The 23,497-nt window shown below is 52.0% G+C and carries 22 protein-coding genes and 1 riboswitch; of the genes, 18 read left to right on the top strand and 4 right to left on the bottom strand.

Annotated elements, in window-relative coordinates:
- Positions 1 to 145 precede the first annotated feature (145 nt).
- From prs to IB214_RS10490, 10 genes are all read left to right on the top strand, one after another.
- Positions 146 to 1,093, top strand: coding sequence for a ribose-phosphate diphosphokinase (prs, locus tag IB214_RS10535; RefSeq protein ID WP_001518537.1), 948 nt, complete (start codon positions 146 to 148; stop codon positions 1,091 to 1,093).
- A gap of 124 nt (positions 1,094 to 1,217) precedes the next feature.
- Positions 1,218 to 2,897 carry a C4-dicarboxylic acid transporter DauA gene (gene dauA, locus IB214_RS10530; protein ID WP_115258285.1) on the top strand — a complete coding sequence of 560 codons (1,680 nt, stop codon included), beginning with the start codon at positions 1,218 to 1,220 and terminating at the stop codon, positions 2,895 to 2,897.
- A 106-nt stretch (positions 2,898 to 3,003) separates the two neighbouring features.
- Complete coding sequence (locus IB214_RS10525) at positions 3,004 to 3,546, top strand: GNAT family N-acetyltransferase (protein WP_117342911.1); 543 nt, start codon at positions 3,004 to 3,006, stop codon at positions 3,544 to 3,546.
- A gap of 216 nt (positions 3,547 to 3,762) precedes the next feature.
- Positions 3,763 to 3,990, top strand: a riboswitch (cobalamin riboswitch).
- A 200-nt stretch (positions 3,991 to 4,190) separates the two neighbouring features.
- Entirely contained in the window at positions 4,191 to 5,243 is a 1,053-nt protein-coding gene (locus IB214_RS10520; RefSeq protein ID WP_115258283.1) for an ABC transporter substrate-binding protein, read from the top strand.
- A 65-nt stretch (positions 5,244 to 5,308) separates the two neighbouring features.
- The gene (locus IB214_RS10515) at positions 5,309 to 6,373 is read left to right on the top strand and encodes an iron ABC transporter permease (protein ID WP_115258282.1); all 1,065 of its coding nucleotides are present in this window, start codon (positions 5,309 to 5,311) and stop codon (positions 6,371 to 6,373) included.
- Positions 6,370 to 7,191: an ABC transporter ATP-binding protein gene (locus tag IB214_RS10510; protein ID WP_117342912.1), complete on the top strand. Its 822-nt coding sequence runs from the start codon at positions 6,370 to 6,372 to the stop codon at positions 7,189 to 7,191. Before IB214_RS10515 ends, IB214_RS10510 begins: the two co-directional genes overlap by 4 nt.
- 18 nt (positions 7,192 to 7,209) lie before the next feature.
- Complete coding sequence (locus tag IB214_RS10505) at positions 7,210 to 7,650, top strand: pseudoazurin (protein WP_117342913.1); 441 nt, start codon at positions 7,210 to 7,212, stop codon at positions 7,648 to 7,650.
- A gap of 26 nt (positions 7,651 to 7,676) precedes the next feature.
- Entirely contained in the window at positions 7,677 to 8,225 is a 549-nt protein-coding gene (gene petA, locus IB214_RS10500; RefSeq protein WP_117342914.1) for a ubiquinol-cytochrome c reductase iron-sulfur subunit, read from the top strand.
- Position 8,226: 1 nt separating this feature from the next.
- Positions 8,227 to 9,399, top strand: a complete 1,173-nt coding sequence (locus IB214_RS10495; RefSeq protein ID WP_117342915.1) for a cytochrome b N-terminal domain-containing protein — start codon at positions 8,227 to 8,229, stop codon at positions 9,397 to 9,399.
- Between the two features lie 4 nt (positions 9,400 to 9,403).
- On the top strand, positions 9,404 to 10,213 hold the full coding sequence (locus IB214_RS10490) for a cytochrome c1 (RefSeq protein ID WP_117342944.1): 810 nt from the start codon (positions 9,404 to 9,406) through the stop codon (positions 10,211 to 10,213).
- 46 nt (positions 10,214 to 10,259) lie between these two features.
- Here the strand turns inward: IB214_RS10490 and ychH are convergent, their stop codons facing one another.
- A complete protein-coding gene (gene ychH, locus IB214_RS10485; protein ID WP_045443721.1) occupies positions 10,260 to 10,538 on the bottom strand; it encodes a stress-induced protein YchH in 279 nt (92 codons plus the stop codon).
- Positions 10,539 to 10,812: 274 nt separating this feature from the next.
- Between ychH and pth the strand changes: the two genes are divergently transcribed.
- The 3 genes from pth to IB214_RS10470 all read left to right on the top strand — a co-directional run bounded on the left by pth (position 10,813) and on the right by IB214_RS10470 (position 13,824).
- The gene (gene pth / locus IB214_RS10480) at positions 10,813 to 11,397 is read left to right on the top strand and encodes an aminoacyl-tRNA hydrolase (protein ID WP_046275292.1); all 585 of its coding nucleotides are present in this window, start codon (positions 10,813 to 10,815) and stop codon (positions 11,395 to 11,397) included.
- A gap of 115 nt (positions 11,398 to 11,512) precedes the next feature.
- Positions 11,513 to 12,607: a redox-regulated ATPase YchF gene (ychF, locus tag IB214_RS10475; protein WP_096756754.1), complete on the top strand. Its 1,095-nt coding sequence runs from the start codon at positions 11,513 to 11,515 to the stop codon at positions 12,605 to 12,607.
- Positions 12,608 to 13,107: 500 nt separating this feature from the next.
- Entirely contained in the window at positions 13,108 to 13,824 is a 717-nt protein-coding gene (locus tag IB214_RS10470) for a YebC/PmpR family DNA-binding transcriptional regulator (RefSeq protein WP_096756753.1), read from the top strand.
- 232 nt (positions 13,825 to 14,056) lie between these two features.
- Here the strand turns inward: IB214_RS10470 and IB214_RS10465 are convergent, their stop codons facing one another.
- A complete protein-coding gene (locus IB214_RS10465; RefSeq protein WP_115258276.1) occupies positions 14,057 to 15,154 on the bottom strand; it encodes an alkene reductase in 1,098 nt (365 codons plus the stop codon).
- A gap of 102 nt (positions 15,155 to 15,256) precedes the next feature.
- Here IB214_RS10465 and IB214_RS10460 point away from each other — a divergent pair, with 102 nt between their 5' ends.
- Positions 15,257 to 16,168 carry a LysR family transcriptional regulator gene (locus IB214_RS10460; RefSeq protein ID WP_115258275.1) on the top strand — a complete coding sequence of 304 codons (912 nt, stop codon included), beginning with the start codon at positions 15,257 to 15,259 and terminating at the stop codon, positions 16,166 to 16,168.
- Positions 16,169 to 16,268: 100 nt separating this feature from the next.
- On the opposite strand, the gene IB214_RS10455 is transcribed toward IB214_RS10460, so the two are convergent.
- Positions 16,269 to 17,747 carry an ATP-binding protein gene (locus IB214_RS10455; protein ID WP_117342916.1) on the bottom strand — a complete coding sequence of 493 codons (1,479 nt, stop codon included), beginning with the start codon at positions 17,745 to 17,747 and terminating at the stop codon, positions 16,269 to 16,271.
- Between the two features lie 2 nt (positions 17,748 to 17,749).
- Entirely contained in the window at positions 17,750 to 18,463 is a 714-nt protein-coding gene (locus IB214_RS10450; protein ID WP_117342917.1) for a response regulator transcription factor, read from the bottom strand.
- Positions 18,464 to 18,812: 349 nt separating this feature from the next.
- On the opposite strand from IB214_RS10450, the gene IB214_RS10445 reads away from it, so the two are divergent.
- From IB214_RS10445 to IB214_RS10430, 4 genes are read left to right on the top strand one after another with little or no spacing between them, the layout of a single operon-like run.
- Entirely contained in the window at positions 18,813 to 19,343 is a 531-nt protein-coding gene (locus tag IB214_RS10445) for a spore coat protein U domain-containing protein (protein ID WP_096756748.1), read from the top strand.
- Between the two features lie 14 nt (positions 19,344 to 19,357).
- Positions 19,358 to 20,080 carry a molecular chaperone gene (locus IB214_RS10440; protein ID WP_117342918.1) on the top strand — a complete coding sequence of 241 codons (723 nt, stop codon included), beginning with the start codon at positions 19,358 to 19,360 and terminating at the stop codon, positions 20,078 to 20,080.
- A gap of 55 nt (positions 20,081 to 20,135) precedes the next feature.
- On the top strand, positions 20,136 to 22,415 hold the full coding sequence (locus tag IB214_RS10435) for a fimbria/pilus outer membrane usher protein (protein WP_223240247.1): 2,280 nt from the start codon (positions 20,136 to 20,138) through the stop codon (positions 22,413 to 22,415).
- A gap of 13 nt (positions 22,416 to 22,428) precedes the next feature.
- Positions 22,429 to 23,397 (top strand): spore coat protein U domain-containing protein, encoded by a 969-nt coding sequence (locus IB214_RS10430; RefSeq protein ID WP_117342920.1) that lies wholly within the window; start codon positions 22,429 to 22,431, stop codon positions 23,395 to 23,397.
- The last annotated feature ends 100 nt before the right edge of the window (positions 23,398 to 23,497 follow it).

Below are 23,497 nucleotides of genomic sequence, written 5' to 3'. Positions count from 1 at the left end.
GCAAGCTGAGTTGCGGTGACAACGTCACCCCGTTCCAGACGTTGCATCGCGCTCTTTAATACACCGCCTGGAGAGGATACTGCCTGGCCCGCACAGTTTTCGGCAGATTCTTTCCACCAATGGACGCATGCCTGAGGTTCTTCTCGTGCCTGATATGAAGCTTTTTGCTGGTAACGCCACCCCGGAACTAGCACAACGTATTGCCAACCGCCTGTACACTTCACTCGGCGACGCCGCTGTAGGTCGCTTTAGCGACGGCGAAGTCAGCGTACAAATTAATGAAAATGTACGCGGTGGTGATATTTTCATCATCCAGTCCACTTGTGCCCCTACTAACGACAACCTGATGGAATTGGTCGTTATGGTCGATGCTCTGCGCCGTGCTTCCGCAGGCCGTATCACCGCCGTTATTCCTTACTTCGGCTATGCACGCCAGGATCGTCGCGTACGTTCCGCTCGTGTACCGATTACCGCAAAAGTCGTCGCTGACTTCCTGTCAAGCGTTGGCGTTGACCGCGTCCTCACCGTTGACCTGCATGCTGAACAGATCCAGGGCTTCTTTGACGTACCGGTTGATAACGTATTCGGTAGCCCAATTCTGTTAGAAGACATGCTGCAGCTGAACCTGGACAACCCGATTGTGGTTTCTCCGGACATCGGTGGCGTCGTGCGTGCCCGCGCTATCGCTAAGCTGCTGAACGATACCGATATGGCTATCATCGACAAACGTCGCCCGCGTGCGAACGTTTCTCAGGTGATGCACATTATTGGTGACGTTGCAGGTCGTGACTGCGTCCTGGTTGATGACATGATCGATACCGGCGGTACGCTGTGCAAAGCAGCAGAAGCGCTGAAAGAACGTGGTGCCAAACGCGTATTTGCTTACGCAACTCACCCGATCTTCTCAGGCAATGCGGCAAACAACCTGCGCAACTCGGTGATTGATGAAGTCGTGGTTTGTGACACCATTCCACTGACCGACGAAATCAAAGCACTGCCGAACGTGCGTACGTTGACCCTGTCGGGTATGCTGGCCGAAGCGATTCGTCGTATCAGCAACGAAGAATCCATCTCTGCTATGTTCGAGCATTAATCGAGCCCGGCTCAAAAACCCGCTGCGGCGGGTTTTTTTATCCGTTTTATTTATTTGTATGATTTATGCCAACTTCAACTATCATTTTCTAGATAGATGATGCGCTCATGGATGAAACATTATTGTGAACAGACTATTTTCCTCACATGTGATGCCTTTCCGCGCCCTCATCGACGCTTGTTGGAAAGAAAAATATACCGCCTCGCGCTTTACCCGTGATCTGATCGCCGGGATAACCGTGGGCATTATTGCTATCCCGCTGGCAATGGCGTTGGCAATTGGCAGCGGCGTTGCGCCACAATACGGCCTGTATACCTCAGCCGTTGCCGGGATTGTTATCGCCCTTACCGGTGGTTCACGTTTTAGCGTCTCCGGTCCTACCGCCGCCTTCGTGGTGATTTTATATCCGGTGTCGCAGCAGTTCGGGCTGGCAGGTCTGCTGGTGGCTACGCTGATGTCCGGGATCTTCCTGATCCTTTTCGGCCTCGCCCGATTTGGCCGATTGATCGAATATATCCCGGTCTCCGTTACCTTAGGCTTTACCTCAGGTATCGGTATCACCATCGGTACCATGCAGATTAAAGATTTTCTCGGTCTGCAGATGGCACACGTCCCGGAACACTACCTGCAAAAAGTGGGTGCGTTGTTTATGGCCCTGCCGACCATTAACCTTGGTGATGCCGCCATTGGCGTGGTCACGCTGGGGATCCTGATTTTCTGGCCGCGTCTGGGGATCCGCCTGCCTGGTCATCTTCCGGCGCTGCTGGCCGGTTGTGCGGTAATGGGCATCGTGAACCTGACAGGTGGCCATGTCGCGACCATCGGTTCTCAGTTCCACTACATTCTGGCGGATGGTTCGCAGGGCAACGGTATCCCGCAACTGCTGCCACAGCTGGTGTTGCCGTGGGATATGCCGGGGTCGGACTTTACGCTAAGCTGGAGTTCATTACGGGCGCTGTTACCGGCTGCCTTCTCGATGGCGATGCTCGGCGCGATTGAATCCCTGCTGTGCGCTGTGGTGCTCGACGGGATGACCGGCACCAAGCACAAAGCCAACAGCGAGCTGGTGGGTCAAGGGCTGGGGAATATCGTCGCGCCATTCTTTGGCGGCATCACCGCCACCGCCGCAATTGCCCGCTCTGCGGCTAACGTTCGCGCCGGGGCCACCTCGCCCATTTCTGCGGTGATCCACGCGATTCTGGTGATCCTCGCCCTGCTGGTATTAGCTCCGTGGCTTTCCTGGCTGCCACTTTCCGCCATGGCGGCCCTGCTGCTGATGGTGGCGTGGAACATGAGTGAAGCCCATAAAGTGGTGGATCTGCTGCGTCACGCACCGAAAGACGACATCATCGTGATGCTGATGTGTATGTCGCTGACCGTACTGTTCGATATGGTAATCGCCATCAGCGTCGGTATCGTCCTTGCCTCGCTGCTGTTTATGCGCCGCATTGCGCGCATGACGCGCCTGGCACCGGTTAACGTAGACGTACCGGACGATGTGCTGGTGCTGCGCGTGATTGGCCCGCTGTTCTTTGCCGCAGCGGAGGGATTGTTTACCGATCTCGAAACACGTATTGCAGGCAAGCGCATCGTGGTACTGAAGTGGGATGCCGTCCCGGTACTGGATGCCGGTGGTCTGGACGCCTTCCAGCGTTTTGTTAAACGACTGCCGGAAGGCTGTGAATTACGTATCAGTAATCTGGAGTTCCAACCGCTACGCACCATGGCGCGTGCGGGTATCCAACCCATCCCCGGCCGTCTGGCGTTCTTCCCGAACCGTGACGCCGCACTGGCTGATATTTAACGTTTAGTGATGGCCGGCAGGCTTTGCTTGTCGGTCACTCTTCACTTCTGCAATCCCCGCTGAGTTGCTATTATCATTTCCCCTACTCCTGATAATACCCACAACAATGAACCCTAATGCTACGTATACCTTTCGCGAAATTACCGAGTCGGATATTCCCGCCGTTCAGTCATTTATTATCCGTCATTTAAATCTCTATTTTCAGGCTAACAGGCCCACTCCACGTCCTGACGAAGACATATTAGATTTACGTTCACACTACCTGCACCACCCCCGAAATCTACTGCTCGGCGTGTGGGATGCACACCAGCAACTTATCGCTACGCTGGCAGTGTGTCAGTACGATGACAGAATCATGGCATTGCGCGGGCGCTATGATTTAGCCAACACCGCAGAAATTTGCCGCTGTTACGTGGAACAGGAACACCGCCGTCGAGGTATAGGCCGCCAACTTATGACACTGGCAGAAGCATATTGTCAGCATCAGCAATATAAAACGCTCTACTTGCATACCCATCATTTTTTACCCGGCGGCTATCAGTTTTGGTGCAACAATCACTTTAACGTGTTCCTTGATGAAGGTGGCGAGCAACAAATTGTCCATATGGAAAAACACATTGAAAAATGTGATGTGGCGCAGATTATTTAATAAGCGTGTATTTCTCACTATTCATTTTATTCTTTTTCAACACCACATCGTTAATTGATCAACATCAAATAATTCTCATTTAATTTACCAAATATTTATTATCTTCGGCACATCACAATGAACCATTAAAGATTAACCACATGATTTAAAAGGAATTAAAAATGACAATTAAATACTACCTACTTATTACAGCGGTTGACGCAATATTAGCATACCGATACAGTCCGCTCCGACAGTATTTCAAAGCGCAGTCATGCTTTTGAAACGGAATATGGTGCGGATGATTTCTCTCTTATGCCATAGCTGCCCCCGCAACTGTAAGCGGATGCTGAATATCTCTGTGTAGTGATGATTCACTACAGGTCACTGTAAAATATTTTTATGGGAAGGCCGATATTCTGATTACCGTAAGCCAGGAGACCTACTGTCATGGTTTTATACATTGAGTGGACGGGATGGTCCATGGGGTGATTTATTTGACGAATGAACAAAATTGATTCCTGATCAAACTGGCAACAATATGTTTTATTTTCATATTATTTTGCCTGAATGTCATGATGAAATGTCATCTATCGTCATGCGCCTGTCCCGCGAAATAAATAATGACCAGACGCTGAAGCGCTGGCATCAACGGGACAATGATAATGTATTCTGTTTTTACCTCTGCTTATTGCAAATATTCACTTCTGGCGCTGACCGGCGCGGCACTCTTCCTGACCAGTAATATGGCGACGGCAGCAAAGACGCAATATCCGCTGACTATCAAAAACTGTGGTCGAGATATTACCTTTAATAAAGCCCCGCAGCGCGTGACCACAGTGGGTCAGAACAGCACTGAAATCCTCTATTCTTTGGGTCTGGCCGATCGCGTTGTAGGCACATCGCTGTGGTTTGGCCCGGTTCCTGAACAGTACAAAGCGGCGAATGACAAGATTGCAGTCATCGCGCAAAACATACCCAGCTTTGAAGGCATTATCGCCAAAAAACCAGACCTGGTTGCCAGCCAGTTTGAATGGCAGATTGGCCCCGCGGGGACGGTTGCCTCTTATGAACAATTCAGTGAACTCAACGTTCCGGTTTATACCGCCCCTGCCGATTGTGCAAAAGACAATGAAGACGGCGGCGATGGTGTGCGTAAAGGCATGTTTGATATCGCCATGGTCTACCAGGAAGTTGCCGATCTGGCCAAAATCTTCGATGTGCAGGACAAGGGCGATGAGCTGATAGCCAGCCTCAAAGCCCGCGAGGCCGCAGCCAAAACGAAGATCACCGGCATGGAGAATAACGTTTCTGCCGTCTTCTGGTTCTCCAGCGCCGATCTGCAGCTTGATCCGTATGTTGCCGGTAAATTTGGCCCCGCCGCGTGGATCGCACAAACCCTCGGGGTAAAAAATGTCATTGATTCCGCGGAAGAGTGGCCGACTGTCGGCTGGGAAACCATTGCCAAAGCCAGTCCATCGGTGATTGTTCTCGGCGAGATGGGCCGTCGCCGTTTCCCGGCGGATGACTGGAAAGTCAAAATGGAATACCTCAAGTCTGACCCGGTTACCCGTCTTATCCCGGCGGTGAAAGACAACCACCTGCCGGTGATTGATGTCCAGACCATGAATGCGGGCATCAGAACCCTTGACGGGCTGGAAAAACTCGCCGATGCGCTGGTGCAATACGGTCTTGCACACCCGCAGGCCACTCATTAATCCTCGTCGCGCGTGATGTCATGCACGGGCATCACGCGCTTTCGCACTCAGGAAAGCCATCAACAATGAGCGAATTACGCAGGACGCGTCGGGCGATGAGTCAGTTTACCCAGCGAACGCTGCTGCACAGCCTGTGGGTCAGCGTGGTGATGTGCGGGGTGCTGCTGGCGGGGATCTCCATCGGTGAGACGTTTATCCCGTGGCAGCATGTCACCCACACGCTGGCAAACCACCTGTTTGGCAGCCAATATCCGGTAGACGCGCTGGATGCTGGGATCATCTGGAACTACCGCCTGACCCGTGCGCTTGTCTCTGCCTGCTGCGGTGCCTGTCTGGCCGTTTCCGGCGTGGTGCTGCAATCACTACTGCGTAATGCGCTGGCCGAACCTTATCTGCTGGGGATCTCGGCCGGGGCATCGACGGGAGCGGTGCTGATCGCGCTGACCGGGCTGGGTGCGGGGATTATCAGCATGTCGCTCGGGGCGTTTATCGGCGCGCTGACGGCATTTCTGTTTGTCGCACTGCTGGCCGTGGCCGCAAGGGGTAAAAACGGGTCCGCCACCACGCAAATTATTCTCGCCGGGATCGCCAGCTCGCAGCTGTTCAATGCCATTACCTCGCTCATCATTACCCGTTCGGCCAATGCCGAACAGGCACGCGGCATTATGTTCTGGCTGCTCGGCAATCTGAGCGGCGTACGCTGGCCCGATGTGGTACTGGCCATCCCGACCGCGCTGGTCGGCATCATCGTCTGCTTTTGCTACGCCCGCCATCTGGACGCATTTTCATTTGGCGCAGAGTCAGCGGCCTCGCTGGGCATCCCGGTTAAACGCACTCGCGGCGTACTGATTACCGCGGTGACGGGGATGACCGCCATTATGGTGTCAATTGTCGGGGCCATTGGCTTTGTTGGACTGGTTATCCCTCACGCTGCGCGTTTACTGGTGGGTAATCAGCACCACCGCTTACTGCCCGTCAGTGCCCTGATTGGTGCCATTTTTCTTATTGTCGCGGACGTCATTTCACGCACCTTACTACCAGGGCAAGTACTGCCTATTGGGGTGATCACTGCGCTGGTTGGCGCGCCCGCATTTTCGATTATTTTGATCCGAGGGAACCCGAGCAAATGACGGTTAACCCACGTTTTACCACGCCGCTACGCGCGGTAAATACCGCCAACGATGTGGTCTGCGCTCAGCATCTGCACTGGGAGGTGAAAGGCAAGGCCATCGTCAATGATGTCTCTTTTCAGGTCGCACCCGGCGAGTTTGTGGGCATTATCGGCCCCAACGGTTCGGGGAAAACGTCGCTCATTTCCCTGCTGGCCGGTTTACTCAAGCCCTCCAGCGGCAGCGTTTCGCTTAACCGCAAAGATATTCGCCGCTACTCACGCCGCCATCTGGCGCAAAAGGTCGCCCTGGTTGAACAGCAGGCGGAAACCAGCGAGCGTCTGACCGCCATCCAGGCCGTGTCCCTTGGCCGCACGCCGTGGTTAAGTCTGCTGTCGCCGTGGTCACGGACCGACGACGATATCGTGCAGACGATGCTGGAGAAAGTCTCCCTGCAAAACGTCCAGCAACGCTGCTGGCATACCTTCTCCGGCGGCGAACGCCAGCGCCTGCATATTGCCCGGGCGCTGGCACAACAGCCGCAGGTATTGCTGATGGATGAGCCAACCAATCATCTCGACATCCAGCATCAAATTGGCCTGCTTAACCTGGTTAAACGCGAAAAACTGACCGTGATTGCCGCCCTGCACGATCTGAATCATGCCGCGATGTTTTGCGATCGCATCATGGTGATGACAGCGGGACGACTGGTCATGCAAGGCTGCCCTGTAGCTGTCTTCACCCGAGAAAATCTTAACAACTGGTTTGGCATCGATGCGATTGTCGAACGAGCTGCTGATGAGGCGAGCTGTTTTATTCGCTACCAACGGCCAGCGTAAATATCACAAGGAACCGCAATGAAATGTATTAAACAACGTTTACTCATCCTGTGCCTGTGCGCGTTCACCTCGACGGTGTTCGCACAAACGTATGAAGTGCTGATGAAAAACCGCGGTACCGGCGGACCGATGGTCTACGAGCCGGATTTTCTGGCGATCCTGCCGGGCGATAGCGTGAAGTTTGTTCGCAAGCACAAAAGCCACAATGCGGCCTCAATTGCCGAGCTGTCTCCTGCCGGGTACCCCGGTTTCATCGGCAAAATCGATGAGGAGATTGAAATCAAATACGACGCAGCAGGCTTCTACGGCATCAAATGCTCACCGCACTATGCGCAGGGGATGATTATGCTGATCAAAGTCGGCGACGCCGTTTTACCCGACAGCTACCGCGCGTTTAAAGCCCCCGGCCTTGCCGATAAACGCTTTCAGGACATTTATACCCGTATTGAGAAGCCCTGACAGCGCAATAAACAGAGGAGACGGCGGTGAATAAAAAAACGGACAGTGAGGCAATCCACACCCAGCGACGCGATTGCCTGTGTAAGTTGACAAAATTTGTCGGCGCTGCGGGGGTGACCGCAGCCGTCTGGCCACTCATTTCGGCGCTAGGGCCGGACGATAAAACCGTGGCAGAAAATGAGCCGGTGGATGTTTCCCTTGCGGGAGTAGCGGCTGGTCAGACGGTGAAACGAATCTGGCAGGGGAAACTGATCCTGATTCGCCACCGTACGCCAGACGAGATCACGGCGGCGCAGCAGGCCGACACCCGACTGTTGCTCGACCCGCAGGCAGACAGCGAGCGGGTCACGGCGGCGCATCCGCAGTGGCTGATCGTTCAGGGTTACTGCCCGCATGCCGGATGCGTGCCTAACGCAAACCCCAGCGGTCAGGGCTGGATTTGTCCGTGTCACGGCTCAGAGTTTGACACCTCCGGGCGCGTGACGCGGGGTCCGGCCACGGCGAATTTGGCGATCCCCGACTATGCCCTGGCCGCCGATGGTCTGAGTGTACGCCTTGGCACAAAAGAGGCCTGACATGAACGCAACGTCCCCGACAGCACCCCAGCGTCATGTGCAATTTCGCCTTCCGTTCCCCCGCTCCATTACCGGCGTGTGGATCTTTGCCGTCGGCATCATCTTGCTGGTCATGCTGGGCGTGCAAATTCTCTCCGGCATCGTGCTGGCAATGTTTTATGTGCCCACGGCAGATTCCGCATTTGATTCCATTGTGCATATTATGCGTGCGGTCAGGCACGGGGAGCTGGTGCGTAATCTGCACGCCATTGGCGCCTCGCTTTTTTTCTTCGCCTGCTACCTGCATATCTTTCGCGCGATGTATTACAACGTGTACCGCAAACCGTATCTGAAGATGTGGGCCATCAGCGTAACGCTGTATGTGCTCCTGATGATCACCGCATTTCTCGGCTATAGCCTGATTTGGGGGCAAAAAAGCTATTGGGCCGCCATGGTCATCACCAGCTTCGCCCGCGCAATACCGTTCGTTGGCGATACGCTGTACACCTTTTTGGTCGGCGGGTATGCGCCCGGCACGCCGATGTTAGGCCGTTTTTATGTGCTGCACTTTATTATCCCCTTCGCCATTGTTGCGATGACGATATGGCATGTGCGTACCGTCCAGTCAGCGTTCGCCCATGCGATGAAAAAAACGTTCACCGCCCGCGAGTCACAACGTCTGCTGTTTGATTTTCGCGTCACCGAACGCGATGCCCTCAAGCTGACGCTGTTTTTAATGCTGTTTGCGTGGTTCTTATTTTTTGCGCCGCACTACCTCAGCAGTGCCGATAACTTTATCCCCGCCGACCCGACGGTCACGCCCGCCGTTGTCGCGCCCGAGTGGTATTTTCTGCCCTTCTTCTCCATTTTGCGCTGTTTTCCCAATGAGCTGGCGGGCATTGCCGCCATGTGCGCATCGGTGCTGATCTTCTATTTGTTACCCTGGCTGGATACCTCCCGCGCACGGTTTCGCCATTACAGCAAATGGATCAAACTCGGTTTCTGGATCTGGGTCGGCAATGTGTTCTTTTTAGGCTGGCTGGGTTCAAAAGCACTGGTCGGCCCCGACCTGCTGGACGGATTGAGTAACGATGACGGCTGGATCCGTGCCGCGTCTCAGCTTTCAACGCTTATCTATTTCGCATGGTTTCTGCTTGTGATGCCGTGTCGACGCTTACTGGAAAAACAGGACTGACATGATGGGACGATGGTTAACCTTTGCAGCCCTGAGCCTGGCGTCACTCTTCAGTCATGGGTATTGCGCGCCGCTTCCGCCCCCGCAGCCGTGGGTATTTAGCGGCGTGAACGGCGCTCACGACACTGAACAGTTACGTCGTGGTTTACAGGTTTACGAAGAAAAATGCCGGGCCTGCCACGGTATGAAATATCTCACCTTCAAAGAGCTGACCCAACCTGGCGGGCCGCAACTCACGCAAGCAGAAGCCAAAGCACTGGCCAGCGGCTATCTGTTTGCAACGGTTGAGGACGACGGACAAACGGGTGAACGTGACGGCAATCTGAACGATGTCTTCGCCTCCCCTTATCTGAACGATCAGGAAGCCAAATACCTCAACAATGGCGCACTGCCGGTGGATCTCAGCTATATCGTGCGGGCACGAAGCTACGATCGCGGGTTTCCGCAGTTTATCCTCGATGCGTTTATTCCCTACACTGACAGCGGTGCGGATTATATTTATGCGCTGCTAACGGGTTATTTACCCGACGATCCTGAGATGAAGGCAAACCGGTATTTTCCTGGTGGGATAATCAATATGCCAAAGCCGCTGGCAGATGGTGAGATTACCTGGTCCACGCAGTCTCATCTGCCACAAACCGAGCAACAGTACGCGCGCGATGTCACCGCGTTTCTGGCATGGGTTGCCGATCCGCAGCTGGCGTCAAGAAAACATCAGGGAATGTACGTGATGGGGTATCTGGCGGTGGTTGTGGCATTATTAGCACTATTACTGCGAATTCAGTCCCGCTCGCGCAAAAGCAAGACGAACTGAAAACCAGTCAGCGTAAGGCTGGCTGGTCTGCAGACAATGTCACGGTTTAGCTATGGCGTTGGCTATTATTACGACGACAGCGTTTGTCGTAATGGCGAACCCACCAGTAGCGGTCGCTGATTTGTTCGTGACCGCCGACGCGAGCCCCCGCCAGCCAGAGCACGCCGCCAACAAAAATACTGAGCACGGCACCGTGTGCAAAAAATTGTGGCAGGTTAAATTGCGGCAGCTGATTTAAGATTGAATAGCCCACACCGACAACCATCACCACCAACCCTAAAGCCATGAGCACGTTACCGAGTAACGAAGCGTTTTTGCGTTTCATGTGTCACCTCCGGAACTTTGGGTTGCTACAGGGAATACCCCTAATCCTTATGTGTAAAGTATAGACAACACTGCCGCTCGCAAGTGCGCCTGTGATCACAATTACAAACACTCATGCAACAAAACTTTACAAATAACCCACTGAACACACTCATTTTCTAATAGTCCAGCGAGGCAATTATTTATTTTTTGCCGGTACGCACGCAGTTTTTTGTCAAGCGCGCCGCCAGACAGTAAACTACACGCCGGTTATGGACACACTCAGGACAAAATACGTGACGATTAAATTGATTGTCGGTCTGGCGAATCCCGGCGCTGAATATGCGGCTACGCGACACAATGCCGGCGCATGGTACGTCGATTTGCTGGCAGAGAGATTACGCGCCCCCCTGCGCGATGAGCCGAAATTCTTCGGTTACACCTCCAGAGTGACGCTCGAGGGTGAAGATGTCCGTCTGCTGGTGCCAACCACATTTATGAATCTGAGCGGCAAAGCAGTCAGCGCGATGGCCAGCTTTTACCGGATCAATCCTGATGAGATTTTGGTCGCCCACGACGAATTAGATTTGCCCCCCGGCGTTGCCAAGTTTAAGCTCGGCGGCGGCCACGGCGGGCATAATGGCCTGAAAGACATCATCAGCAAGTTGGGCAATAACCCGAACTTTCATCGCTTACGCGTTGGAATTGGTCATCCCGGCGATAAAAACAAAGTTGTCGGCTTTGTTTTAGGCAAACCGCCTGTTTCAGAACAAAAGTTAATTGATGAAGCCATCGACGAAGCGGCACGTTGTACCGAGATATTGTTCAAAGACGGCCTGACCAAGGCAACCAGCCGGTTACATACCTTTAAAGCACAATAAGCAGCGATGTGCGGCATTTTTCCCGCGTGCTGTGTATAATAGGCAAAGTTATTTACTTTTCTACAATCTGTTTTCCATAACAGGTTGAATATCAAAAGATTAAGGTGATTTAAACATGGGATTCAAATGCGGTATCGTCGGTTTGCCAAACGTAGGCAAATCCACCCTGTTCAACGCGCTCACCAAAGCGGGTATTGAAGCGGCTAACTTCCCGTTCTGTACTATTGAGCCGAACACTGGCGTTGTACCGATGCCCGATCCGCGTCTGGACCAGTTGGCTGAGATCGTCAAGCCGCAGCGTATTCTCCCGACTACTATGGAATTCGTCGACATTGCCGGTCTGGTAAAAGGCGCATCCAAAGGTGAAGGTCTGGGTAACCAGTTCCTGACCAACATCCGCGAAACCGAAGCGATCGGTCACGTGGTACGCTGCTTTGAAAACGACAATATCATTCACGTTAATAACAAAGTGGATCCGGCTGACGATATCGACGTCATTAATACCGAGTTGGCACTGTCTGACCTGGATACCTGCGAACGAGCGATTCACCGCGTGCAGAAAAAAGCCAAAGGCGGCGACAAAGACGCTAAAGCCGAGCTGGCCGCGCTGGAAAAATGCCTGCCGCATTTGGAAAATGCCGGGATGCTGCGTTCACTGACCAACCTGACGGACGAAGACAAAGCTGCCATCAAATACCTGAGCTTCCTGACCCTGAAGCCAACCATGTATATCGCTAACGTTAACGAAGACGGTTTTGAGAACAACCCGTACCTCGATAAAGTGCGTGAAATCGCGGCAGCTGAAGGTTCTGTGGTGGTTGCCGTGTGTGCGGCAGTTGAATCCGATATCGCCGAACTTGACGATGCCGATCGTGAAGAATTTATGGCTGAGCTGGGCATTGAAGAACCCGGTCTGAACCGCGTGATCCGCGCCGGTTACGAGCTGCTGAACCTGCAGACCTACTTCACCGCTGGCGTAAAAGAAGTCCGCGCGTGGACCATCCCTGTTGGCGCAACCGCCCCGCAGGCTGCCGGTAAAATCCACACCGACTTCGAGAAAGGCTTTATCCGCGCGCAGACCATCGCATTTGAAGACTTCATCACCTACAAGGGTGAGCAAGGCGCAAAAGAAGCCGGTAAGATGCGTGCAGAAGGTAAAGATTACATCGTCAAAGATGGCGACGTAATGAACTTCCTGTTCAACGTCTAAATAAGCTTTGTCGTCTCATGAGGTTTCATTGAATCTCATAGGAATCGCAAAAAACTTTAAAACCCACGCAATTGCGTGGGTTTTTCATTTCATAGAGTCTCATGTAACCTAACGGCATCAGTCCAGAAAACGTCGAACATACCTTGTCGTGAGGACAGGAAATACCTACTGCCGCGGAGTCAGTCCAGTTTTCCAGATGTTTTTGTCCACTCTGCGTAATTTAATAGTGTTTATTATCTGGATTATCACAATTATTTCTCCTGACTTATATATTATTACTTCAGCTCCATTATCAACAATAAAAATAAAGCACCAAATGTAAATTTTAAAATGACAACCAAAAACACCAACCATTGATAAAATTAAAGTAACATCACGTAAGATTGTCGTTTTTTATTTCTCATAGACGAGTATTTACATATCATGATATAATCTCGCGGAAAAAATGCAGGTTAACAACCTGCATTTAATGTAAATAAATCTTTGAGGAGAGCATTCCAGTGGGACGTAAATGGGCCAATATTGTTGCTAAAAAAACGGCTAAAGACGGTGCGACGTCTAATATATATGCAAAATTCGGTGTAGAAATCTATGCTGCTGCTAAGCAAGGTGAACCAGACCCAGAATCAAACTCATCTTTAAAATTCGTTATTGAACGTGCGAAGCAAGCACAAGTCCCGAAACACGTTATTGATAAAGCAATTGATAAAGCCAAAGGCGGCGGCGATGAAACATTCGTGCAAGGTCGTTATGAAGGTTTTGGACCCAATGGCTCAATGATTATCGCTGAAACCTTGACGTCAAATGTTAACCGTACGATTGCTAATGTCCGCACAATTTTCAATAAAAAAGGCGGGAGTATCGGAGCGGCAGGCTCTGTCAGCTATATGTTTGACAATACTGGCGTCATTGTATTTGCAGGAACAGATCCAGACCGTATTTTTGAAATTTTGCTTGATGCTGAAGTTGATGTTCGTGATGTAACCGAAGAAGAAGGAAACATCGTCATTTATACTGAACCTACAGATCTTCACAAAGGAATTGCAGCTCTAAAAGCAGCTGGAATTACTGAATTCTCAACAACAGAATTAGAAATGATTGCTCAAGCAGAAATTGAACTCTCACCAGAAGATTTAGAAATCTTTGAAGGACTTGTTGATGCCCTTGAAGATGATGATGATGTTCAAAAAGTATATCATAACGTTGCAAATCTCTAATTATATATTAAAGAAATCTGTCGTTGTGGCAGATTTCTTAATTTTACAACTTTGTATATTAAAGCATATCCAGCCAGGTGTATTGTTTTAAATTCACCCTGTCATTATCGCGCACAAAATATATCTTTTTGCCCATAGCATTATAAAATTAATATATCCACGCAATTGCGTGGATTTTTCATTTACCCTGTTATTGATGCCCGCCGTGATGGCCGTTAATACATCGCCATAGTTAATTCAGAAATGGGTAATCGGTATAACCCACTTCGCTACCGCCAAACAGCGTCGCTGGGTTACCCATTTCTGAAAGTGGCAGGTTTTCTTTCAGGCGACGTGGGAAATCTGGATTGGCGATAAAGGGACGTCCGAAAGCGACCAGATCTACGATCCCTGCCGATAACAGTTTGTCGGCTTTTTCACGGGTGTAATTCCCCGCCACAATAATCGTACCGCTAAAAGTCGCCCGTAAGGTCTCCCGGAACGCATAGGGCACCTGCGGCGCATCATCCCAATCCGCTTCCGCCAGATGAATAAAGGCAATACCTTTTGATTCACACCAGGCCGCCAGAGCCAGAATAGCGTCAATAACCTGCGGGTCATCCATGCCACGCTGGGTGATGTACGGGGCCAGACGGATACCGGTACGCTCTGCACCAATGGCCTCGCTGATCGCTTCCAGTATCTGCTGGGCGAAACGCACACGGTTTTCCAGACTACCGCCGTATTCATCGGTTCGTTGGTTTGAAGAACGGCGCAGGAACTGGTCAATCAGATACCCGTTGCCACCGTGAACTTCCACGCCATCAAACCCCGCTGCCACCGCATTGAGGGCCGCCTGCCGGTAATCTGCTATTACCCGTTGAATATCAGCTGTCGTTAGCTCACGTGGAACCGGGCAGTCGACCATTTCACCGATACCCTCATTGTTTACCACCCACACCTGTGCGTGCGGTGATAACGCAGAAGGAGCTACAGGTTGGCCGTCCGGGTGAAAACTTGCATGGGACATACGCCCCACATGCCACAACTGGGAGAAAATCGTACCTCCTGCGCGATGGACCGCATCTGTTACCAGACGCCATCCCGCCACCTGTTCAGCAGAATGAATGCCTGGTGTCCAGGAGTAACCCTGCCCTTGGGCAGAAATCTGTGTTGCTTCGGTGATGATAAGACCGGCGGTGGCGCGTTGCTGATAATACTCGGCCATAAGCGCGCCAGGAATATTACCGGGCTGGACAGTACGGGCACGAGTCATCGGTGCCATGACAATACGGTTTTTTAGTACACGTTTGCCAATAGATGTTGTCTCGAAAAGGGAATGTTGTGGCATGTTCTGCTCTCCTGAGCGGTTAACTATGGCTTGACTTTATGTCATGCAAGTCGCTTTGATAATGGCAGTAATAATTGATTATCTTTTCAGGAAAACGGAATAATGGGTAAATTCGAAGATATGACGTTACTGGTGGAAGTGGTTGAAGCTGGTGGTCTGGCCGCTGCAGGGCGTCGGATGAACCTTTCCCCCGCCACCATGACTGCACGATTAAAGGCGCTGGAAGAACGTTATCAAACCCGGCTGTTTAATCGTTCAACCCGGGCTATCGCATTGACACGAGCCGGGGAGGAGTTTTACCACGCCGCACTTCGTGTGCAGGAGGAGATGACACAGGCAGAATCAAAACTGACGCAGAAGGACGGACTGCTCAGCGGCAGCCTGCGTATTTCAGCCCCCTCGGACTTTGGCCGACAGTATCTTTCCCCTGCGCTTCTCGATTTCTCCCGTTTGCATCCTGAAGTCAGAAGCTCCGTTTATCTCAGTGAGAGCGTGGTGGATTTGATTGTCAACCGTCTGGATATGAGCGTGCGTTTCGGGAACTTGCCGGACAGTAATCTGGTCACAAAATTCATCCGTCCTAATTATCGGGTGCTGGTTGCGTCAAAAAGCTACCTTGAAGCTCACGGAACGCCTCAGTATCCGGATGAATTACACGGGCACCGCTGCCTGGTGATGGAGCAGCGCGGCACGCTGATGAACGAGTGGCGTTTTGAAGAGCAAAATGAAACCGCGGTGGTGCAGGTCACGCCGGCAATGGTATGTGATGACGGCGCCTTGCTTCGTCAGTGGGTACTGGCGGGAGCGGGTATTGCCAGCAAATCCTGGTGGGATGTGAAGCGAGATGTGGAACAAGGGCGACTGAGCGTTTTATTTGCTGAGACTTTTATCGGCTTCAGCCGCCATGACAAGAAACACGTTGGTCTGCAGTTTGTCTACCCTCAACGGCGTTTTCAGCCGTTGCAGGTGACGGCTTTCAGTGAGTTTTTCATTAGCTGGCTGGATAATGAATAACGCAGCTACTATCGGTTATACGGCCGTGCAGCCACCTGGCGACACCGTTCATCTTCATCTGCGCACGTAGCCATTGAAGCTGGTATCACGGATAACTGGTTCAAATATGTGGGCCGGTCGTTAAGCCAAAGCGAAAACAAGCCCCGCTTTTCGGCGTATCCACCAGCGCAATTTCGCTACCATGTAGCTGTAGCATCTGGCGGACGATCATCAACCCCAGTCCCCCTACTCGAACACCTGACGGATTCGCAATCGAAGGACGGATGAATAATCCCTCCATCAATTCTTGCGGGATCCCAGGACCGCTGTCGCTAATTTGCACCATCACTTTATCCGCTTCTCGCCACAAACGCACAGCAACAGTGCCGTTGTCGGGAGTATGGCGAATCGCATTATCCAGCAGGTTGGTCAGCACCCGTTCGATCATCCCGAGGTCTGCATCAATAAGCGGCAGACCTGGCTGAATATCTGCCAGCAACGCTAGCTGTTTGGTCTGGGCAGAAAGTTCAAATTTCTGGAAAACATCCTGCAGCAGTTCACTAATCGAGAATTTCTCTTTCTGCGGTTTAACCACACCATATTCCAGACGAGCCAGCTCAAACAGCGACTGGGAGAGCGCACCCACCTTTTGGCTCTGTGCGAGAGCAATATTAAGGTAGCGCTGTTTCTCTGCTTCGCTCAGGCTGGCTGACATTACGGACAAGCTTTCAAGGTAACCGTGCAATGAGGTCAATGGCGTGCGCAAATCATGGGAAATGTTGGCAATAAACTCACGTCGTAACTGCTCTTGTTGTGCAAGTCGGTGCCACTGCTCTGCAATACGCTGGGCCATAGAGATAACCCCTTGTCGTAATTGGCTAATTTCATCGTTACTGGTATTGATTTGCCGGGGCTGCGCCGCCATTGCCTGCATTTCTTCTATCCCACCGGTTTCCAGGGCATGGACCTGAGCAGACAATTCGCGCAAGGGACGAGTAATCCAGCGCAAGGCGAGTGCCCCCACCACCAGCCCCAACAATGCAACAAGGCTGATGGACAGTAAGACTATCTTCAACAACGCATCAAATTGCGCATTGCTGTTTAAGGCGTTGTAATTTTCCCCGAGCAAAATCACATACAAGTAGCCTTTTATCTGCCCATCCTGACGCATTGGCGACACGCTAAACACTTTCTTCGCATCAAGGCTACGCGGATCGTCGCCGTAAATGGGGTAATGAGGATTATTTAATGCCGAGTGTATTGGCTGTAAATCAACCCGCTGACGTTTGATGTGCCCTTCCGGCGCCGCATCACCAATAATATTGCCCTCTTTGTCCAGTAAATAAACTTCTACACTGGGATTCACCGCCATCAGATGATCAAATAAATTACGCATCGACTCTTTATTAAGGCCATCGCGTTCAAGCAGAGGGTAACTTTGGTTGATATGCCCGGCAAGGTCCGCAGAAAGCTGCTGAATAACGGCCTTACTGTATTCAGTACTGGTTCGCACCTGCAGCCAGCCCAACAGGGCACACGACGTAATAAACAGGAGAGCAAAAACCAGCGTTAAACGCTGTGAAAGTGTATAAGTTCGCATGGTTACTCGCGTGGCTGTGCGGTGAATTTATAGCCCTTTCCCCAGACGGTACGGATAAAGTTAGGTTCCGCCGGGTTATCCTCAATTTTGATCCTTAAACGATTGATATGTGTATTCACCGTATGCTCATAGCCTTCATGTTCGTACCCCCAGACCTGATTTAGCAGACTCAAACGGGAAAAGACTTTATCCGGATGTCTGGCAAAAAAGTAAAGCAAATCAAACTCTCTGGGCGTCAACTCCACTGACTGTTGATTAAGTTGAACATCCCGAGCCAGCGGATCAATGGAGAGGTTATCAAAAATCAGTACACCAGCATCCAGCCGTAAATTCTTACTCATTGCTTCCTGACGGCGAAAGAGCGCCTTTACACGGGCGACCAGTTCAAGCATTGAAAACGGTTTCGCAAGGTAATCATCAGCCCCCAGTTCAAGACCGAGAATACGATGGGTTTCACCTGAACGAGCGCTGATAATAATGATGGGCGTATAACGCGTCATCGTTCTGGCATGGCGACAGATTTCAAGCCCGTCAACGCCAGGCAGCATTAGATCCAGGATTAGCGCATCCCACCCACCCTGGTTAAGTAACGCCATACCAATATTGCCATTTACCGCATGCGTCACCGTAAACCCCTCCTCACGCAGATGAAGCTGTAACAGCTCAGCGATGTTTTCATCGTCTTCTACGATAAGTAATTTCTTATCCTGATTCACTTCATTGTCCCCCACGATCCCGATACTGAAAGTCTACACAACAAGCGGGTAGAAAGTTGTCACATTTAATTTAACTTTGCGTGAAGCATCGGGGAATAACCACGTTTTCACATTGCGTGTATCAGGATGCATTAATTGCAGAATGCGGATTTTAGAAACGGTAATAACTGAATAATACTCACCTGTTGGTACTATTTTTTGTCGACGCCATCACCTTTTTCCTAAGTAAAATTCATTAGACCAACTGGCGCACGACTCATACTTATCCTAGGGTTAGAATATGTCTCCATATGCCGCATTATTGTATTTTTAAAGTAAAAAATGTGGTTATTTGAAAAAGGTAAAGAATATGGCTCCAGTTATTGTCACTCGCTTAATTCTTTGTTGCAGCGCCTTTTCCATCATTTCAGCGGCTGATGCTGTCACCGCAAACGGCACGTTTCAGGTGCTGATGACGATTCAAAAAGCCTGTACCGTTACCGCAGGTTCAGGGTCAAATATTGCCCTGGGATCGGTCAATGCCACTGCGACAAATACATCGGCCAGTAATACCATTTCCATTAATTGCTCCAAGACGACACCTTATTTTATAGGTCTGGCACCTTCGGTCGCTAACGGCGGGAATACCACGGGCAGAGGGGCAATGTCCTCGGTGGCCAACGCAGCAACCAACACGGATAAAGTGCCGTACCAGTTGAACCAAACGTCTGCAACGGGTCCGGTTTGGGGTAATACAGCCACTGCGGAAAGCGTGGGAAATGGGGTGGCCTCGACCGGAACCGGGCTGGGACAAAGCTTCACTGTGTATGCCACCGCTCCGAGCGCCAACTTCACGCCTGATGACTATGCCGATCTCGTAACGGTTAACGTTAACTACTAACCTCAGGACGACCCATGACATTGAAACTGCCTGTGCAGCGGTGCGCCTTCGCGTGTCTGTCAGGAATAGCCATGAGCATTAATATCGCGTCGGCAAGCGGGCTGCAAATAGCGCCGGTTACGCTGACATTGCAGGCGAAGCAAAATGCCGACGGTATCTGGTTAAGCAACGCAGGTGAAAACGTGCTGAATGCACAGGTACGCGTTTTCCACTGGCGTCAGGGAGCAGACGGCGATACGTTGTCCCCCTCTCAGGGACTGGTCATCAGCCCACCCATGCTGGCGTTAGCCCCGGGTGAACGCCAGCTCATCCGCGTGATACGAACCGCGCCGCCATCGGCGTCTGTTGAAGAGGCCTATCGCTTATCCATTGATGAATTACCCCCTGCAAAATTACAAAAAAATAAACTGCAATTTGTGATGCATTATTCCGTGCCCGTGTTTATTCAACCCACAACGCAGGCTGACACAGCGGCAAAATTACAGTGGAAACTGCAACAGCGTGACGGCAAACACTTTCTTGAAGTCAGTAATCAGGGAAACGCTCATGCCCAATTATCCGCCGCCACATTTATACAACGTAATGGCGCGAAAAAAGTGATCAGTCCAGGACTGCTAGGCTACGTTCTTCCAGGTTCAACGATGCGGTGGATAGTCTCCCCGTCAGCCAGTGATACTCATTACGGCGGAAAAGTTGAAGTCACGGTCAATGGCCAAAAAACAGTACAAGAACTCTGACTGGCTCTGGCTTGTGGTGAAATATGGCGTACTTAATGGGGCCTTACTCTCGGGAATGGCCTGCGTGCACGCACAGACAAACACCCCAACGGACACGGGCATTATTCGTGATGAGTCCCCCTTGCCCGGAGTCGATTTATATCTCGACGTGACGGTCAACGGCAATGCCGCTGGATTGGTTCATTTTGGCTATGAAAACGAAAAGCTGTACGCCAGTGCCAATACCCTACGCACGCTGGGTTTTCGTCTACCAGAGGAAACTACTCAGCCTGTCGGGCTGTATGATATTGCGCAGCTGAACGTTGACTACAATAAACAACTGCAAACGCTGGCGCTAACCGTACCACTAAGTGAACTCGACCTTGCCACCACCCAGCTTAACCCACCCGCAGAAACTGCCCCGATGGCCTCCTCCGCGGGCGGCGCGTTGCTCAATTATGATATTTACGCAGAGCAGGGGGACGCCAGCAGCATTAATACGTTTAGCGAACTGCGCGCTTTTAATAGTTCAGGGGTGTTAAGTACCACTCAACTCACCCAGTACTCCACTGAAACCGATGCCGATAACGCCTTTTACCGACTGGATACCAGCTGGCGCTCATCATTCCCGGAAACGATGCTGGCATTGACCGTGGGGGATACGCTGACCAGTTCGCTCACCGGCTCCCGCCCAACCCGCATCGGCGGGATTCAAATTGGGACCGATTTTGGTTTGCAGCCGTATATGCCAACCACCCCGCTTCCCGCGTATCTCGGCTCCGCAACGTTGCCGTCCAACGTAGAGTTGTATGTCGACGGGGTCAGGTACTACAACGGTGAAGTCCCGGCGGGCAGTTTTCAGATCAACACCTTGCCAAATATCAGCGGTGCGGGGACGGGTCAAGTGATGATGACAGATGCGCTGGGCAGAACGACGGTGCAAAATTTCTCTTTTTACAACGATCAACAGCTGCTGCGCGAAGGTCTGACCTCGTGGTCAGCCGAGATTGGGGTGGTGCGCGAAAACTACGGGTACGCCTCATTTGAGTATGCCAGCGCCCCGGCGATCAGCGGGACATGGCGTCGGGGATTCAGCAGTAACTTCACCGCAGGTGCGCACGCCGAAACCAGCGACGGGCTGATTAATGCCGGTTTCAGCAACGACTGGATCCCAGATATCCACAGCGGCACATTCTCTACGGCATTGGCGGCAAGTGCGGACGCCGGGAAAAACGGTTTTTTATACAGCATGGGATACCGCTGGTCCGGAGAGAAATTCAATTTCAGCACCAGTACTACCGCCACCTCCGGCGATTATCGTGATGTGGCGACCCATTATGGCGAACCACCACCGACGCTGAGCAGCAACACGGTGGTGGGCTATTCGCTGGCGTCCGCCGGAAATATCAGCCTGAGCTACCTGCAATTTCGCTACCCGCATGAAAGCGCCGTGCGCTATACCAACGCCAGTTGGTACAAGTCCCTCACTGATACCGTGTCCCTTAACGCAGGGTTCAACCAGAACGTTGATGACAACCGCGACCGCAGCGTCTACCTGATGGTGACCGTCACCACTCCTCGTAATCTGAGCGTCAGCAGCACCATCCAGCGTACGAATGACGAAACCGGCTACCAGTTGAATGCCAGCCAGACGCCGCCAGCTGACGGGGGCTGGGGCTGGAACGTCGCCGCCAGCCAGCAAGCATCTCAACAAAGCGGCCAGGGGGAAGTAGGTTATTTAGGTCGTTACGGGAAAGCGTACACCGGCTTCAGCCAATTGCCGGATAACCACTATGGCTATGCCGGTGCGACCGGGTCCGTGGTGATGATGGGCGGCGGCCTGTTTGCCGCGCGTGAAATTAGCAATGGCTTTGCCGTGGTGTCGACCGACGGCATTCCCGACGTTCCCATCAAGCTACAAAACAACGTGATCGGCAGCAGTGATGACAATGGCCTGCTGCTGGTTACCTCCCTGAACAGCTATCAAAAAAACCAGATCAGCATTGACCCGATGGACCTGCCCGCCAATATGCGCATCACCCACGTCGAGGCGAATGCCACCCCTGCAGACCGTTCCGGCACGCTGGTCAGTTTTGGCATTACGCCAGTACGCGCCGCGCAGGTGATCCTCGTCGATGAACAGGGGCAGGCTATCCCCGAAGGCAGCATGGCCATTGCCACCACTGGCGCGGGCCAGTCATCACTTGTTGGGTTTGACGGGATGACCTGGTTCGACACGTTGGAACAGCACAACGCTCTGCGTATTAAGACAGAAACCGGTACCTGCAGCGTCAAATTTGACTACCCGGCCTCAGCGCGAGGCATCGTGCAAATTGGCCCACTGGTATGCCGATGAAAGGAGTAATTTTATGTGGCTAAGAAATCTGACCCTGATTAGCGGATTACTCGTAAACCCAGGATTCGTTTACGCGGTCACCTGTTCGGTAAGCAACGTGCAGCCGGTTAATTTTGGCGCCGTCAATCCACTGCCAACGTCAGCTGTAACATCCGCGATGACCTTTAACTACAGCTGTGCTAAAGAGCTGGGTGACGTGCTGGCGGGGATTAATCTGTGCTTTAATATTGGCATCTCCGGCGTCAGCGGCCAGGTCACCACCAGGAATATGTCATTGAGTGGTACGCCAGCCAGAACGCTGACCTATCAGCTGTACCAGGACGCGGGACATAGCAAAATATGGGGAAGTCAGTATCAGTCGGGCGCCACCTTCCCGATGGTAAAGCTCAACTTACTTAACCTGACACCGGTGACCGGTACGCTGACGGTGTACGCGAAGCTCAACACCCCGCAAACGACCGCCGTGCCGGGAAACTATCAGGATAGCTATACGACGGCAACAGCTCTGGTGACGCTCAATCCCGGTCTGGTTTTGCCACCCACGACCTGTGGTGATACCGTCGCAGCCAGGCTACCCTTCACCGTCTCGGCCAACGTCACAAAACAGTGTGCGATCGGCTACGCCAATAACATTACCTTTAACCCGTCTAAAGCCACTGACCGCAACGTCACGGCAAGCAGTGCACTCGGGGTCGCCTGCACCAATAACACTCCCTATACCATTGGATTGCAGCCTTCCAATGGGAATACATCAGGTTATGGTGTATTGAAAGGAACCGGGGCCAATCAGGATAAAGTGCCGTATCAGCTAAGTTCAACACCTGGCCCGACGGGGACTATCTGGGGAAATACGTCGCTTAATGCAGTAGCAGGCACAGGTACGGGGTTAACCACCGATTATCCGGTGTATGCCACCGTTCCGAGCAGCAATTTTACCCCTGATAACTATGCCGATACGGTGACCATCTCGGTGACCTACTGAGAGCAGAAATGCAATAAGGAAAATACAATTTATTATCATATTCTTTACTTTTAGAGGTGCGTCATAAATCTGACAAATAGCAAGCCGCACATCTTATGCA

The sequence above is a fragment of the Citrobacter sp. C1 genome (genome assembly GCF_014596895.2).
In the GTDB taxonomy this organism is placed as follows: domain Bacteria; phylum Pseudomonadota; class Gammaproteobacteria; order Enterobacterales; family Enterobacteriaceae; genus Citrobacter; species Citrobacter gillenii.
This window is presented reverse-complemented; position numbering and strand designations above follow the sequence as displayed.

Excerpts from the sequence above, each read along its gene's own strand:
- IB214_RS10525 (WP_117342911.1), top strand. The coding sequence starts at position 3,004 with ATGAACCCTAATGCTACGTATACCTTTCGCGAAATTACCGAGTCGGAT.
- IB214_RS10520 (WP_115258283.1), top strand. The coding sequence starts at position 4,191 with ATGTATTCTGTTTTTACCTCTGCTTATTGCAAATATTCACTTCTGGCG.
- IB214_RS10515 (WP_115258282.1), top strand. The coding sequence starts at position 5,309 with ATGAGCGAATTACGCAGGACGCGTCGGGCGATGAGTCAGTTTACCCAG.
- IB214_RS10510 (WP_117342912.1), top strand. The coding sequence starts at position 6,370 with ATGACGGTTAACCCACGTTTTACCACGCCGCTACGCGCGGTAAATACC.
- IB214_RS10505 (WP_117342913.1), top strand. The coding sequence starts at position 7,210 with ATGAAATGTATTAAACAACGTTTACTCATCCTGTGCCTGTGCGCGTTC.
- IB214_RS10495 (WP_117342915.1), top strand. The coding sequence starts at position 8,227 with ATGAACGCAACGTCCCCGACAGCACCCCAGCGTCATGTGCAATTTCGC.
- IB214_RS10490 (WP_117342944.1), top strand. The coding sequence starts at position 9,404 with ATGGGACGATGGTTAACCTTTGCAGCCCTGAGCCTGGCGTCACTCTTC.
- ychH (WP_045443721.1), bottom strand. The coding sequence starts at position 10,538 with ATGAAACGCAAAAACGCTTCGTTACTCGGTAACGTGCTCATGGCTTTA.
- ychF (WP_096756754.1), top strand. The coding sequence starts at position 11,513 with ATGGGATTCAAATGCGGTATCGTCGGTTTGCCAAACGTAGGCAAATCC.
- IB214_RS10465 (WP_115258276.1), bottom strand. The coding sequence starts at position 15,154 with ATGCCACAACATTCCCTTTTCGAGACAACATCTATTGGCAAACGTGTA.
- IB214_RS10460 (WP_115258275.1), top strand. The coding sequence starts at position 15,257 with ATGGGTAAATTCGAAGATATGACGTTACTGGTGGAAGTGGTTGAAGCT.
- IB214_RS10455 (WP_117342916.1), bottom strand. The coding sequence starts at position 17,747 with ATGCGAACTTATACACTTTCACAGCGTTTAACGCTGGTTTTTGCTCTC.
- IB214_RS10445 (WP_096756748.1), top strand. The coding sequence starts at position 18,813 with ATGGCTCCAGTTATTGTCACTCGCTTAATTCTTTGTTGCAGCGCCTTT.
- IB214_RS10440 (WP_117342918.1), top strand. The coding sequence starts at position 19,358 with ATGACATTGAAACTGCCTGTGCAGCGGTGCGCCTTCGCGTGTCTGTCA.
- IB214_RS10435 (WP_223240247.1), top strand. The coding sequence starts at position 20,136 with ATGGCCTGCGTGCACGCACAGACAAACACCCCAACGGACACGGGCATT.
- IB214_RS10430 (WP_117342920.1), top strand. The coding sequence starts at position 22,429 with ATGTGGCTAAGAAATCTGACCCTGATTAGCGGATTACTCGTAAACCCA.